This window comes from Amycolatopsis acididurans, from assembly GCF_012328925.1.
GTDB classification, from domain to species: domain Bacteria; phylum Actinomycetota; class Actinomycetes; order Mycobacteriales; family Pseudonocardiaceae; genus Amycolatopsis_E; species Amycolatopsis_E acididurans.
This window is the reverse complement of sequence record NZ_JAAXLS010000005.1, coordinates 128,149-142,446: the sequence shown is the minus strand read 5'-3', so window position 1 is coordinate 142,446 and position 14,298 is coordinate 128,149. Positions and strand designations below refer to the sequence as shown.

Genomic DNA, 14,298 nt, shown 5'->3' with positions numbered 1-14,298 from the left:
GAGTTCTCCGTGGATCAGATCCTAGGGAAGGTCCTCCGCGACGCGGTGTGGGAGCGGCTGGACATGCTCGCCGATCTCGCCACCCGCGCGGACGCCCAGTCGCTGGTGTCGGTTGCCCGCTCCGAGCTGCCCCGGCTCACCGAAGGCTGGCGCGCGATGCTCGAGAAGCACGAGCCCGACGAGCGCGGCGACTGCCCGACCTGCTCCACCCGGTGGCACCGCTGCAAGGCGCCGTGCTCGGTCTGGCAGGTCGCACACGAGCACCTCGTCGCGGGCGGACTCGCGCCGCAGCGGGACCTGCGCCGAGCCGCGCGCCGCTCCTCGGCCGCCGTGCCCACGCAGACCCGCAGCGCCGAAGCCACCGGCCGGCACGCGCTTATCCCGCAGGTCGCGACCCACTGACCACTCGCGGATTAATCGAAAAAAGTAACACCTAACCCCTAGCGGACCACCCAATCCGCCGCTATGTTGATCATCATGAGCGCTGGCTGTGAAGTTGCAGACGGCAGCTTGCGCTCATGCCCCGCCCGCTAAGGCGACCCCGAGAACTCCGCGGGCCGGTGCCGTTGCACTCCCCTCCCCCGACCGGCACCGGCCCGCGGGCCCACCCTGTTCGCTCGCGTTGGCTCGCTTCCCGGTTGGCGGCCGATGCCTTGTTTCTGGGGGGCGACCCCCCAGACCCCCACGGTGCTAGCTCCCTGCGTTGGCCAGGTGGAGGCTTAGGTCTGAACCAGCGTTCGTTTGGTCCTTTTCGTTAGCGCACTGTGCGGACGCGGGCCATTAGGGTGCCCGCGGCCAGGGTTGCGATGCCTGCGGCCGCGAAGAGGGATCGGTAGCCGCCCAGGTTCGACAGGATGACTGTTGCTGCCAGTGGGGCTATGACCTGGGGTAATAGGTTCGCGATGTTCACCACGCCCAGGTCTTTGGCGCGGTCCTGTGCGGCAGGCAGGACCTGCGTGAGGATCGCCAGCGCCACCGCCCAGTAGGCGCCGAAACCCACGCCCAGCAGCGGGGACGCGGCGAGCGCGGCGGGCCAGGTCTGCCACGCCGTCAGGACGAAAGCCGCCGCGGCCATCACCAGCACAGCGAACAGGACGTACGGTTTGCGCCTGCCGGAACGGTCCGACAGCGCGCCCACCGTGACGCCGCCGATCACCAGCGCCACCCCGTAGAGGCCCATCATGATCAGCAGTCCGGTATCCGGATCCGGGTAGTGCACCGCGTCCTTGAGGAAGAACAGCAGGAAGAACGTGCCGAGCGCGTTGCCAAGGTTGATCAGGAAGTGACAGCCCCACGCCCACAGGAAATCCGGGTGCTCGCGCGGGGAGACCCACAGTTCGGCGAGCATGTCGCGCCAGCGGTTGGACGGCCGCCATTCCTTCGGCAACGCCAGATCCGGTGTCCGCAGCACGAACACGGCCGCCCCCGCGACGACCACGACGGCGCACGCGACGTACCCGCCCGCCAGATCCGTGATCAGCACCGTCACCACCACCGCGCCCAGCACGGTGCCGAGCATCTGACTGATCCCGACCAGCCCGCCGATCGTGGCGCGTTGTTCCACCGGCACCCGGTCCGGAACCGCCGAGGTGAGCGTCGCGAGCATTCCGTTGAGGCCGGCCTGCACCAGGCACCAGCCGACCGTCATCACCACGACGTTGCCCGCGAGCGCCAGCACCACCAGGCCGGCCGCGCCGATCACCGCGCCCAGCATCGTCCACGGATGACGCCGCCCGAACCGCGAACGCGTGCGGTCGGAGGCCAGCCCGACCAGCGGGTTCGCGAACAGCGAAACGATCGCGCCCACTCCGGTGACGACGCCGAACACGAGTTCCTTGTTCGCCGCGTCGAGCAGCTCGGCCTGCTCGGGCAGCAGCACCTGGATCGGCGCATAGATGCCGAGCCAGAGACCGATGTTCGCGAGGAACAGCAGCGTCGTCCAGCCGCCGCGGACCCGAACGGTCGGCTCCGCCAGCGCCGCCGGGAGCTGCGTGTCGGTCATGCGCTCACCACTTTCTGATACCAGCGGAACGAATCCTTCGGGGTCCGGCGCTGCGTCTCGTAGTCGACGTGCACCAGACCGAAACGCGGCGCGTAGCCCTTGGACCATTCGAAGTTGTCCAGCAGCGACCAGACGAAATATGCCCGCACGTCCACCCCGGCGTCCATCGCGGCACGCAGGGCGAACAGGTGCCGGTACACCGGGGGCAGCCGATAGCGACCGTTGAGCTCGACCAGCAGCTCACGCAGCCCGTCCGGCACGATCGGCGAATCGTTGGTGGTGCGGGGAAAGCCCTCGACGGCACGCAGTTCGAACGGCAGCGGGTTTCCCTCGCCGGGCGCGGCCGCGACCTGCGGTTCGTAGTAGTTCACGCCGTAGAAATCGATGGGCTGCGCGATGACCGGCAGATCGTCCTCGAACCCCGGCGGCAGGTAGGGCAGCATCTCGTCGGGATACCGGCCGAGCAGCACCGGTTCGGCGAACAGCCGGTTGAGTAGCGCGTCCAGCCAGGCGGCGGCCACGTGGTCGGCCGCGCCGCCCGAGGCGGGCCAGACCGGGCAATGGTGATTGGCCGTGCCGATGCTCGTCGCGCCTGCCGCCCGCAGCGCCCGCACCGTCAGACCGTGCGCGAGGTGCTGGTAGTGCGCCGTCGGGATCGCGCCGAGCAGCAGTGTCTTACCCGGCGCGTACTCGCCGGTCGCGTAGCCGTAGACCGACGTGACCATCGGTTCATTCAGTGGAATCCACATTTTCACCCGATCGGCGAAGTGCTCGCCGAGCACGCTCGCGTACTCCGCGAACCGGTCCGCGGTGTCCCTGCTCAACCAGCCGCCCGCGTCCTCGAGAGCCTGTGGCAGGTCCCAGTGGTAGACGGTGGCGACCGGCGCGACACCGGCCGCGCACACCGCGTCGAGCAGCCGGTCATAGAAGGCGAGACCAGCGGGATTGGGCTTTCCTACTCCATTCGGCTGAATTCTGGGCCAGGAGAAGGACATCCGGTAGGCGCCGACGCCGAGCTCGGCCAGCAGCGCGACGTCCTCGGAGTAGCGGTGATAGTGATCGTCGGCGAGGATTTTCCCCTGCGCGGCGGTGAATGTGTCCCAAATGGACTGTCCGCGGCCGTCGGTATCCGTGGCGCCCTCGATCTGGAAGGCTGACGTGGACACACCCCACAGGAAGTCGGGCGGGAAGTTCGGGCTTTCCACAGGCGGCGCACCTTTCGCCGAGGGAAATATGAAAATTTCTCATACAATAGCCGTTCCCTCGTCCGGGGGGAAGCGTTTCGGCACGCTAAAGTCGCAGTTCAGAGCATCAGGAGGAGCACACGTGTCGGAGACCCAGGCGACCCCGCTGCGCCGCCAGCCCGTGCAGCAGCGCAGCGCGAAGCGTGTCGAGCAGATGCTGGACGCGAGCGCGGAACTCATCGACGAGGTGGGCTACGACGCGCTGACCACCACGCTCATCGCCAAGCGGGCCGGGGTCGCCGTCGGTTCCCTGTACCAGTTCTTCCCCGACAAACGCGCCGTCGTGCAGGCGCTGACCCAGCGCAACCTCGACCGGTTCATGGGCGCGGTCAGCGAGCGGCTGGCCACGGAGGACCCCGGCCACTGGTGGGACGTGGTCGATTCGGTGCTCGACATCTACCTGGACATGCACCGCGTGGTGCCGGGCTTTTCCAAGGTGCATTTCGGCGACGTCGTCGATCGCCAGCTGCTCGACTCGGACCGCAACAACAACAAGGTCATCGCGGACTCGCTGACCGAACTGGTGCGCAAGTACGTCTCGCTGTCCGGCGACAAGCTGCCGCTGGCCATGACGGTGGCCATCGAGGCCGCCGACGCGGTGCTCAAGCTGGCCTTCCACCGCGATCCACAGGGCGACAGCGAGATCGTCGACGAGGCCAAGCACCTGATCAAGGGCTACCTCGCGAGCAGGCTCGGCGAGTAGTCCACAGGCCTGTGGACATGTGGACCGCCGGCTATCCGAAGCACTGGTGCTCGCCGCGGTAGGTCGGCACCGTCCGCACCAGCCGTCCGTCGGCGACGAGGTGGTAGTCGGCGAACCGCTCGGCGAGTTCGCCTGCCTTGGCGTGCCGCAACCAGACCCGGTCGCCTAGCCGCAGGTCACGGGCCGCTTTGCCGCGCACCGGTGTCTGCACTTCGCCCGCCCCCTCGATCTTGAGCAGACGCAGTCCCGTGGGCAGGAACGGCGACGGCTGACGCGAGTCGGTCGAGGGTCCGGAGGCGATGTAGCCGCCCGCGAAGAGCGTGGCGATGCCCCGCGTGGGCTTGTGGACAACTGGCAGCGCGAACAGTGCGGCAGGCCGCGGCCGGAACCGCGAATAGCCGTCGAACAACGTCGAGCCGATCAGTCCCGAGCCCGCCGCGACCTCGGTGACCGCGGGCTCCGCGCGCGTCAGCTCGATGCTGCCCGAACCTCCGCCGTTGACGAACTCCAGATCCGCGATCGCGCGCACGGCACGCACCGCCTCGGCCCGCCGCCCGGCCAGTTCGTGCGCGGAACGGCGTTGCATCCACCGCACGGCCGCGTCCGTGCGGTCGCCCGCCGCGTCGGGCAGCCCGGCGATCTGCCCTTCGTAGGCCATCAGCCCGACGAGCCGAAAACCCTTGCGCGCCACAACCTTTCTCGCCAGGCTCGCGGCCTGCCGTGCGGTGAACACCGGCGAGCGGCGGGTGCCGACGTGGGCGAGCCGCAGCGGCCACCACGACGCGTCGAGTTCGAGGCACACCCGGATGTCCGGATGGCCGGGACCGGCGGCCGCGTCGACGATGTCGAGGTGCTCGGTCGAGTCGATCATGATGGTGACCGTGTCGCGGGCGCGTTCGCTCGTCGCGAGCCTGCGCAGGGCCCCGTGATCGACAGTCGGGTAGGCGACGAGAATGTCGTCGCTGGTGCCGCATTCGACGTGCCACAGTGCCTCGGCCAGCGAGTAGCACATCAGGCCGGAGAAGCCGGGCTTGGAGAGCGCGCGCTCCAGCAGAGCGCGGCAGCGAACGGACTTGCTGACCACGCGGACCGGGGTGCCCGCCGCCCGGCGCACGATGTCGTCGGCATTGGCGTCGAACGCGTCGAGGTCGATGATGGCCAGTGGCGGATCGAGATCTTTCGTCGCCTGGTCGTACACGGCCTCATCGGGCGTGGTCATGGCAAGAACGGTACGACAGGCCCGCTTGAAAAGCGAATATTCTTCACCTACGGTTTCGTCACACCACTCGAACAGTGAGGCTCCATGAACCGGTGGACCAACTGGGCCGGCACCGCCACGGCCAACCCCGGCCGGGTGCACACGCCGCGCGACGTCGGCGAAATCGCGCGGCTCGTCACCGATGTCGCCGTGGACGGGCGGCGGCTGCGCGCGCGGGGCAGCGGGCACTCGTTCACGCCGATCGCGGTCGCCGAATCCGACGCGCTCGACCTCGGCGCGTGGACCGGCGTGTCCTCCGTCGACCCCGAACGCGGCGAGGTCACCGTCCGCGCGGGCACCACGCTGCGGCAGCTCAACCAGGAACTCGACGCGCTCGGCCTGGCGATGACCAACCTCGGCGACATCGACGCGCAGACCGTCGCGGGCGCGGTGTCCACCGGAACCCACGGCACCGGCGCACGGTTCGGCGGCATCGCCACCCAGATCGCGCGGCTGGAACTGGTGCTGGCCGACGGTTCGGTGGTCACATGCTCGGCGGATCGGCGGCCGGAGTTGTTCCATGCGGCCAGGGTCGGCCTCGGCGCGCTCGGGGTGCTCACCCAGATCACGCTCAAGTGCGAACCGTCCTTTGTGCTCTCCGCGCAGGAACGTCCGGAACCGCTGGGCGAGGTACTGGAAGGCTTCGACGCGTTCGCCGAGGAGAACGACCACTTCGAGTTCTACTGGTTCCCCTACGGCGCCAACGCACTGGTCAAGCGCAACAACCGGCTACCCGCGGGCGCGGTGGCCAAGCCGCTGTCCCGGGCCCGGCGGTTCGTCGACTACGAGATCATGGAGAACGCCGCGTTCGGCACGTTGTGCCGGGTGGGGCGCGCCGTGCCGCGGTTGACCCGCCCGCTGGGCCGGTTCGCGTCGGCCGTGTTGTCGGCACGCGAGTACAGCGATGTCTCGCACCGGGTTTTCGTGACCCATCGGGGTGTCCGGTTCGTGGAATCGGAGTACGCGGTGCCGCGGGAATCGTTGCCGCACGTGCTCGGCGAACTGCGGGCGCTCGTACCGCGACTGTCCACTCCGGTCGCTTTCCCCGTCGAGGTGCGGGTCGCGGCGGCCGACGACATCTGGCTGTCCACGGCGAACGGACGCGATTCGGCCTACGTCGCGATTCACCAGTTCGTCGGGATGCCCTACCTGGAGTACTTCACCGGGTTCGCGGCGATCGCCGCCGAGGTCGGCGGGCGGCCGCACTGGGGCAAGATGCACAACCTCGACGCGGACGACCTGCGGAAGCTGTACCCGCACTTCGACGACTTCCGCCGGGTGCGCTCCGAAGTGGACCCGGCGGGCGTGTTCACCAACCCGTACCTGGACCGGGTGCTGGGGCCGGTGGGCTAGATGCGGGTGATCGCCTCGTCGATCGGGCTGTTGCCACCGACGACTTCGAGCGTGCGGCGGTAACTGCGCTGCTCCTCCAGCAGCGCGACGATCACCGCGGCCACGTCCGCGCGGGGAATCTCGCCGTAGTCGACGGAGTCCGCGAGGTGGACCTCGCCGGTGCCGGGCTCGTCGGTGAGGCGGCCGGGACGCAGGATCGTCCAGTCCAGATCGCGGCCACGCAGGTCCTCCTCGGCCGCTTCCTTGGCCTGCAGATATGCGGCGAACACCTCGTCCGTCCCCGGCCGCGGCGGCCGGCCGACACCCATCGCGCCGATCTGGATGTGCCTGCGGACCCCGGCCAGCTCGCACGCGGCCCCGAACAGGGCGGCGGCGCCACGGTCCACTGTGTCCTTGCGTGCCTTGCCGCTGCCCGGCCCCGCACCGGCCGCGAAGACGGCGGCGTCGGCGCCCTCGAGTACCTCGGCGACCTCGGCGGGTTTCGCGTTCTCCAGGTCCAGCACGGCCGGTTCGGCGCTCGAATCCCGCAGGTCGGCCGCCTGCTCCGGCTTGCGGATGATGCCCACCACGTCGTCACCGTTCGCGGCGAGCTGCCGCGACAACAGCAACGCGATCTTCCCGTGCCCTCCGGCGATCACGACTCGCATGTCCGCGAGGGTACTGCGACGCAGCGGATGGCCGCAGGCCATGAAACGCGGCGGCAGCCGCTTACTGTGAGGACGGCGGCTCGCACCGCCACCCGCACCGCTACGCAGCTCTCCACGGTCTCGAAATCAGGCCACCGGCAGGTCGTAGGAGGCGAGGAGCTGCTCGTAGACCATCTCGTTGACCCAGCGCCACACGGCGTCCTGCGGGAGGAGCAGGCGCTCGCGGGTGCCTTCGAGGTCCAGTGCGACGGCGGCCTCCGGGTCGGCGGAGACGACGGACAGGCCGAAGGAGCGGGCGCGCGGCAGGCAGTTGTCCACATAGTCCTTGGTCAGCACCGCGGGTGTCGGCAGCACCATCGCGGCCTCGCCGTAGCGGGCGAACGGCACGGTGGCCGCCATCGCGGTGCGCCAGTGCCTGCCGACGGCGAGCACGCCCACGATGTCGGCGGCCGGGGCGGGGGCGGTCGCCGTGAACTCCGGCCACGTCCAGGTGGCGACGGTCGTGCGGTCGGTCACCGGGCCGATACCGACGGCGATCCGCTCGGCGTGCACGTCCGTGCGCAGCCGCGCCACGACACACACGCGACGCCCCAGCATCGTCACCTCGGGCAGCACGACGCCCTTCCAGCCGAGCTGGGCCGCGGCGGCTTCGGCGAGGTAGGAGGTGCTGGCCGGCAGCTCGACCGGCGGCACCACCCGGGTGGGAAATGACCGGGTTCCGCCGGCCACCACCGCATCGCCGGTGTGCCCTGGTGTAACCGCCACGAGTCCGCCTCCTTCTCGCCAGCACTGCGTCCGCGGGCCACTTCCCCCTCGTGAAAAGTGGCACATGACTTGAGTACCAGTGCGCGGGCCGCGGGTCTTCGGGTTACCGGACCAGCTGCGATCGACGGCGTCCAACGGTCGGTGACCGGTCGATAAGCGGTCATGGGACTTCAGTCCGACCCTGCGACCGAACGGGTGAGGACGAGTCGAACGGCGCTACCCAGGGGATTTCCGTACCGCCGAACGGAGCAATCGGCGTCACGTTCCACAGTGGACGATTTGCTCGCACACCCGGCGACGCCTGTGGGGTGACATTCGCCGCTGCGGTGCCGCCCCCAGGGAGGTTAGGGTTACTCCTCGGTTACGTCACGTTGGAGGATCGATGCGCTCGCCGAAGGACTTCTTCGCACCGCTCGCGGTCGGGGCACCCGACCCGGTGCGGGAGATTCCGCCCCTGCCGTCGCGGATGATCCACTTCTTCGATCCCAGCAACGAGAAGATGGCCGCGAAGGTTCCGGACATCGCGAAGAAGGTCGACGTCCTGCTCGGCAACCTCGAGGACGCCGTGCGCGCGGACCGCAAGGAGGCCGCGCGGCAGGGTCTGGTGTCCATCGCGAAGGCCACCGACTTCGGTGCGACCCAGCTGTGGACACGGATCAACAGCCTGGACTCGCCGTGGGTGCTGGACGACCTGATCACGCTGGTCACCGAGATCGGCGACAAGCTCGACGTGATCATGGTGCCGAAGGTCGAAGGCGCGCAGGACATCCACTACGTCGACCGGCTGCTCGCCCAGCTCGAAGCGCGGGCCGGCCTGACGAGGCCGCTGCTGGTACACGCGATCCTGGAGACGGCCAGCGGCGTCGCCAACGTCGAGGAGATCGCCGGGGCGAGCCCGCGCATGCAGGGCATCTCGCTCGGCCCGGCCGACCTCGCGGCCAGCCGCCGGATGAAGACCACGCGCGTCGGCGGCGGGCATCCCGGCTACCTCGTGCGCACCGATCCGGTCGGCGAGGATCTCAACGAGGGCCGCACGACCTACCAGCAGGATCTGTGGCACTACACGGTCGCGCGGATGGTCGACGCCTGCGCGATGAACGGGATCCTCCCGTACTACGGCCCGTTCGGCGACATTCGCGACGTGGTGGCCTGCGAAGACCAGTTCCGTAACGCGTTCCTGCTGGGCTGTGTCGGCACCTGGTCGCTGCACCCGGTGCAGATCGACATCGCGAAGCGGGTGTTCTCCCCCGATCCCAAGGATGTCGCGTGGGCGCGCAAGGTGATCGCCGCGATGGGCGACGGCACCGGCGCGGTCATGATCGACGGGAAGATGCAGGACGACGCCTCGGTCAAGCAGTGCCGGGTGGTCGCGGAACTGGCGGACAGGCTCGCCGAACGCGACCCGGAACTGGCCGAGGCCTACGACAAGGCCACCAAGGAGGCACTGCAGTGAGGCCCCGCCGCTCTGTGCTCTACATGCCCGGCGCGAACGAACGCGCGCTGGAGAAGGCGAAGGGGCTTGCCGCCGACGCGCTGATCCTCGATCTGGAGGACGCGGTCGCGCCCGACGCGAAGGAAGCCGCGCGCGAGCGCGTGTGCGGAATGGTCGGCGAGTACGGCTCGCGCGAGGTGACGATCCGGGTCAACGGCCTGGAGACCGAGTGGCACGACTCCGATCTGCGGGCCACCGCGCAGGCCGGCCCCGCCGCCGTGGTGGTGCCGAAGGTGAACTCGGCGCGCGATGTGCACAACATCGAGCGTGCGCTGGAGCTCGGCGGGGCGCCCGACCACACCGAGATCTGGGCAATGGTCGAGACACCGATCGCGATGCTGCACGCGGAGGAGATCGCGAGCGCCAGCGACCGGCTGACGGTGCTGGTGATGGGCACGAACGACCTGGCGAAGGAGCTGCACGCCGAGTTCGTGCCCGGCCGTGGTCCGCTGCTCGGCGGGCTGTCGCTGTGCCTGCTCGCCGCGCGCGCGACGGGCAAGGTGATCCTCGACGGCGTCTACAACGACGTGAAGGACCTGGAGGGCTTCGAGGCGGAGTGCCTGCAGGGCAGGCAGTACGGCTTCGACGGCAAGACGTTGATCCACCCCGGCCAGATCGAACCGTGCAACAAGGCGTTCTCCCCGTCGGAGGAGGAGATCGCGCAGGCCCGCAAGATCATCACCGCCTTCGACGAGGCGAAGGCAGAAGGCCGCGGTGTGGTGACCGTCGACGGCAGGATGATCGAGAACCTGCACGTCGACAACGCGCAACGGATCCTGAGCCTCGCCGAGGCGATCGGCGCCTAGTCCTCCTCGTAGAGCCAGTCCAGTGCCTTGCGGGCCGCGTTCGAGACGGCGCGGTCGGGGTGGGCGACGACCATCGATTCGAGGACCTCGCGGGTGCGCGGGTGGCCGCAGATGGTCGCGTCCGCCAGGAACAGCAGTTGCGCCGGCCGCGGCTGTGCGGCGAACTCCTCCAGCGCCTTCTTCCGGCCCGCCGAGCGGATACCGGCCGCGAGCACGTCGACCATGCTGTACGTGCGTTCCCGGCCGGTGACCTCACTCGCGTCGATCAGGCCGGCGTCCAGCAGCCAGCTCAGCGCAGCCGGCCCGGCCGCCGAGTGCTCGCGCAGGCCCGCGATCGCCGCGACGCCGGCTTCGCCGTACTCGGCCAGCAGCTGGAAGGCGAACATGCGGTGCTCGAAGTCGTCCGTGCGGCGGGCCAGTTCGGACAGTTCCGCGATCGCCCGGTCGGCCTGCCGCGCCCGCAGCCACAGGCGCGCGCCCTCGTCGAACGCCTCCTCCGGCATCGGGCCGACCCGTGCGAAGAACACCTCCGCGGTCTCGGCCGCCATGTCCTCCAGCGTCAGCGTCGGCACGCCCGCCGCGGCCCGCGCCTCGTACATCGCCTTGGTGCCCAGCGGCAGCATCCGCACGACCTGCCGCTCGTCCTCGGGCACCTCCTCCACCGAGTCCACCCCGGCGAAGTCGAGCAGGTCCTCGAAATGCTCCTCCGTCGCGGGCAGCACCTCGACCAGCCCGAAATCCGCCAGCCGGTCCAGCACCCGCAGCACCGGATCGGCGTCCGCCGAGCGCCACGTCAGTTCCGCCAGATCGTCCATGATCTCGACAAGCATGGGGATCGTCGCGCAGTCGTCCGCCTGCACGGATTCGAGCAGCTCGTAGGCGAGATGCGCCTCGGCGTTGCGGCGGCGCAGCGATTCGCTGTGCTCGGCGACGACGTGCGGCAGGGCCGCGCGCCACAGCGCCATCGAGTCGGCGAGCAGCGGCTGCGCCCGCTTGACGCGCACCAGCCTGCCCTTGAGCACCCGGACGACACCGGTGCGTTTGGCCAGCGACATCAGGTCGGCCGGATCCTGCACGCGGAGCTGTTCTGTCAGGTCACGGGCGTCGGTCTCGGTGAGCCTGCCCTTCGCCGCGAGGTCGCGGCCGTCGCCGACCCAGTCCACGAACCGCCGCAGCCGCCGCACCATGGGCGTCGCCCCGGCCGCCTCGGCCAGGTCCTCGTCCGCGGCCAGCGCGAACACCGGGGTCGGCTCGACGGCCTCGACCTCCGGATCGCCCTCGTAGTGCCGGTAGGCGATCTCGTGCAGCAGCATCTGGTCGACCTCGATCTCGCCCTGCTGCACACGATCGATGAAATCCTGTGCCTCGGCCTCGTCCAGCGGGTCGATGCCGTGCTCGGCCATCGCGACGGCCCAGAACTTCGCCAGGCCGTAGTTGGCGCGTTCGCTCATCGCGTCGTCGAACCTGGGTCCGATCGCGCGGATGAATGAGCGCAGCACCGACGGCGGCTCGCTGCGCTCGTCGAACAGGTCCGCGTCGTCGAAGAAGTCCATCAGCGCCTCGACCGTGGACAACACCGAGGTCGAATGCGGGTCGAGCAGGACGACCTTGCGGGGGAACCAGGTCAGCAGGGCGCCGCGAAGCACTTCACGGGTCCACCGCCCGAGCAGCCCGTCCCGTTCGAACCGGTAGTCGAGCATGGCCCCGGCGACCACCGGATCGATCATCCGCTGGCGCATCTGTGACCACGCGTCGAGCTCGACGAGCAGGCGCTGGCGAGCGTCGATGAAGTCCTCTTCGTCCGCTCCGGTGTAGACCATGCGCATGCCAATTATGGTCTCAAGTTCCGCGCGCGATTACACCTCAGGACAGCGCTGAGCGCCACGAATTACTTCGAATGCTGCAGCAACGCGGAGCACACCGAGATCGTCGAACCGCCGTCCGGCGATCTGTAGGCCGATCGGCTGACCCTCGTCGCCGTACCCGCAGTTGAGCGACACTGCGGGTTGACCGGACATGTTGTACGGCACGGTGAACGCGATGTGCTCGAACGGCCGCCGAGGGTCATTGGTCGGCGAGGCCCACTCGGCGGGTGGCGCGGACACCGGGCACGTCGGCGACACCACGAAATCGAACGGCGCGCCGGCCCGGACGGCGGCCACGCTCATCGCGTCGATCTGCGAGAACCCCCGGTATGCGGCGACCCCGGTGACGTCGGCACCGCCGCGCGCCCATTCCGCGATGTACGGCAGCACCTTCGTACGCCGCTGCTCCGGCAACGCTTCCAGGTCGCACCACGCCCGTACCCGCCAGAACGTGTCCAGGCCGTCGAGCATCTCGCGGGTCAAGAACGGCGCCAGCGGTTCGACGATGGCACCCGCCTGCTCGAAGAGCCGCCCCGCCGCCACGACCGCGTCCCGGATCCGCGGTTCCACGTTCAGTCCCACGCCCGCGTCCAGCTGCAGCCCGATCCGGAGGCCTTTCAGCTGACCGGACAGCTCCGACCAGGCGATTTCCGCGTGCGGAAGGCTCATGTGGTCACGGGTGTCCGGCGCGGACAACACGCCCATCAGCAACGCGCAGCCCGCGACCGTGCGGGTCAGCGGTCCGGCGACGCGGCCGAGGTAGGGCGGGTCGACCGGCACCCGGCCGAAGCTCGGCTTGAACCCGACCAGACCGCACCAGCCGGCGGGCAACCGGATCGAACCGCCGATGTCCGTGCCGACGTGCAGCGGCCCGTACCCGGCGGCGGCCGCCGCGGCGGCTCCCGCGCTCGACCCACCGGGAGTGCGCTCGAGGTCCCACGGGTTGCGGGTCGCGGTGTGGAAGCTCGACAGGCCGGAGGTGAGCATCCCGTAGTCGGGCATCGTCGTCTTGGCCAGCAGAACGGACCCGGCCTCGCGGACCCGCGCCGCGGCGGGCGCGTCGGCCGGCGCCGGTACCAGCTCGGTCGCGGCCGTGCCCAGCGGGACCGGGGTGCCTTTGGTCGCGATGTTCTCCTTCAGGGTCAACGGAATCCCGTCGAGCGCACCGGGCTCACCCGCGCGCCAGCGCTGCTCGGACGCCTTCGCCGCGGCGCGCGCCTGCTCCGGTTCGTAGGCGTACAGGGCGTGCAGCCGGCCTTCGAGCGCGTCGATCCGGGTCAGCACGGCCTCGGTCGCCTCGACCGGCGACAGCCGGCGGGCGCGGTACTCGGCGAGCAGCTCGGTCGCACTCTCGAACACGGGACCTCCTCCTACTCCGGTGGGGTGTATCTGCCGTCGATGGCGGTCCAGCCCCCGTCGACGGCGAGCACGGATCCGGTGACGAAACTCGCCGCGTCCGAGGCCAGGTACACCACGGCTCCGGCGATTTCCTCCGGCTTGGCCCAGCGGCCGAGCGCGCTCTTGCCCGCATACGCCGCGTACCACTCCGGGCTGGCCTTGATCTGTTCGGTCAGCGGGGTTTCCACGACGCCGGGGGCGATCGCGTTGACCCGCACGCCGGCCGGGCCGAACTCCGCCGCCGCTGTGCGGAACAGCTGCACCAGCCCCGCCTTCGTCGCCGCATACGGGCCCTGCCCCGGCTCGACCGTGGTGCCGCGGATCGAGGAGAACCCGATGATGCTGCCTCCGCCGCGTTCGACCATACCCGCGCCGAACGCCCGCACGACCTCGAAAGTCGCGCCGAGGTTGAGCCTGACGACCCGGTCGAACTCCTCGCGCCGGTAGTCGAGGATGCGTTTGCGGACGTTCGTCGCGGCGGTGAGCACCACGATGTCGAGCACGCCGAGATCACGGGCCGCGCGTTCGGTCGCGCCGGGCTCCAGCAGGTCGATCTCGTACGCCTCGCCGCCGGTTTCCTTGGCAGCGGCGAGATCGCGGTCCGCACAGATGACCTCCGCACCGTGGGCCGCGAGCGCTTTAGCGGACTCGCGCCCGATGCCGCTGCCCGCGCCGAGCACCACCGCCCGCTTGCCGTCGAGGCGGAACAGCTTCTCGTAGTCGATGCCTCGACTCCTCCCCGCTGCGCTCCTCGGGCCTTGGCGG

At 69.8% G+C, this 14,298-nt stretch carries 13 protein-coding genes; 5 read left to right on the top strand and 8 right to left on the bottom strand.

Annotated elements, in window-relative coordinates; genetic code table 11:
* The first annotated feature begins 9 nt into the window (after positions 1–9).
* Complete coding sequence (locus HFP15_RS10825; protein ID WP_168514242.1) at positions 10–402, top strand: hypothetical protein; 393 nt, start codon at positions 10–12, stop codon at positions 400–402.
* Between the two features lie 352 nt (positions 403–754).
* Here HFP15_RS10825 and HFP15_RS10820 read toward each other — a convergent pair whose 3' ends face one another.
* Together HFP15_RS10820 and HFP15_RS10815 are read right to left on the bottom strand one after the other, a co-directional pair.
* Positions 755–2,002: an MFS transporter gene (locus HFP15_RS10820; RefSeq protein WP_168514240.1), complete on the bottom strand. Its 1,248-nt coding sequence runs from the start codon at positions 2,000–2,002 to the stop codon at positions 755–757.
* Positions 1,999–3,207, bottom strand: coding sequence for a glycoside hydrolase family 1 protein (locus HFP15_RS10815; protein ID WP_168514238.1), 1,209 nt, complete (start codon positions 3,205–3,207; stop codon positions 1,999–2,001). The genes HFP15_RS10820 and HFP15_RS10815 overlap by 4 nt, the downstream gene beginning before the upstream one ends.
* Before the next feature lie 121 nt (positions 3,208–3,328).
* On the opposite strand from HFP15_RS10815, the gene HFP15_RS10810 reads away from it, so the two are divergent.
* Positions 3,329–3,949: a TetR/AcrR family transcriptional regulator gene (locus tag HFP15_RS10810; protein WP_312871528.1), complete on the top strand. Its 621-nt coding sequence runs from the start codon at positions 3,329–3,331 to the stop codon at positions 3,947–3,949.
* Positions 3,950–3,980: 31 nt separating this feature from the next.
* On the opposite strand, the gene HFP15_RS10805 is transcribed toward HFP15_RS10810, so the two are convergent.
* A complete protein-coding gene (locus HFP15_RS10805) occupies positions 3,981–5,168 on the bottom strand; it encodes an amino acid deaminase/aldolase (RefSeq protein WP_168514234.1) in 1,188 nt (395 codons plus the stop codon).
* Between the two features lie 84 nt (positions 5,169–5,252).
* Here HFP15_RS10805 and HFP15_RS10800 point away from each other — a divergent pair, with 84 nt between their 5' ends.
* Positions 5,253–6,560, top strand: coding sequence for a D-arabinono-1,4-lactone oxidase (locus HFP15_RS10800; protein WP_168514232.1), 1,308 nt, complete (start codon positions 5,253–5,255; stop codon positions 6,558–6,560).
* On the opposite strand, the gene HFP15_RS10795 is transcribed toward HFP15_RS10800, so the two are convergent.
* Positions 6,557–7,207 carry an NAD(P)H-binding protein gene (locus HFP15_RS10795; RefSeq protein WP_168514230.1) on the bottom strand — a complete coding sequence of 217 codons (651 nt, stop codon included), beginning with the start codon at positions 7,205–7,207 and terminating at the stop codon, positions 6,557–6,559. The genes HFP15_RS10800 and HFP15_RS10795 overlap by 4 nt on opposite strands.
* Positions 7,208–7,333: 126 nt before the next feature.
* Positions 7,334–7,972, bottom strand: a complete 639-nt coding sequence (locus HFP15_RS10790; protein WP_168514228.1) for a hypothetical protein — start codon at positions 7,970–7,972, stop codon at positions 7,334–7,336.
* A gap of 382 nt (positions 7,973–8,354) precedes the next feature.
* Between HFP15_RS10790 and HFP15_RS10785 the strand changes: the two genes are divergently transcribed.
* On the top strand, positions 8,355–9,425 hold the full coding sequence (locus HFP15_RS10785) for an HpcH/HpaI aldolase/citrate lyase family protein (protein ID WP_168514226.1): 1,071 nt from the start codon (positions 8,355–8,357) through the stop codon (positions 9,423–9,425).
* Positions 9,422–10,270, top strand: a complete 849-nt coding sequence (locus HFP15_RS10780; protein WP_168514224.1) for an HpcH/HpaI aldolase/citrate lyase family protein — start codon at positions 9,422–9,424, stop codon at positions 10,268–10,270. Before HFP15_RS10785 ends, HFP15_RS10780 begins: the two co-directional genes overlap by 4 nt.
* Here HFP15_RS10780 and HFP15_RS10775 read toward each other — a convergent pair.
* The 3 genes from HFP15_RS10775 to HFP15_RS10765 are packed head-to-tail and all read right to left on the bottom strand — an operon-like array spanning position 10,267 to position 14,258.
* Positions 10,267–12,096, bottom strand: a complete 1,830-nt coding sequence (locus tag HFP15_RS10775) for a hypothetical protein (protein WP_168514222.1) — start codon at positions 12,094–12,096, stop codon at positions 10,267–10,269. The two genes, HFP15_RS10780 and HFP15_RS10775, sit on opposite strands and share 4 nt — an antisense overlap.
* A gap of 30 nt (positions 12,097–12,126) precedes the next feature.
* A complete protein-coding gene (locus HFP15_RS10770; RefSeq protein WP_168514220.1) occupies positions 12,127–13,494 on the bottom strand; it encodes an amidase in 1,368 nt (455 codons plus the stop codon).
* An 11-nt stretch (positions 13,495–13,505) separates the two neighbouring features.
* A complete protein-coding gene (locus HFP15_RS10765) occupies positions 13,506–14,258 on the bottom strand; it encodes an SDR family NAD(P)-dependent oxidoreductase (protein ID WP_168514539.1) in 753 nt (250 codons plus the stop codon).
* Between the last annotated feature and the right edge of the window lie 40 nt (positions 14,259–14,298).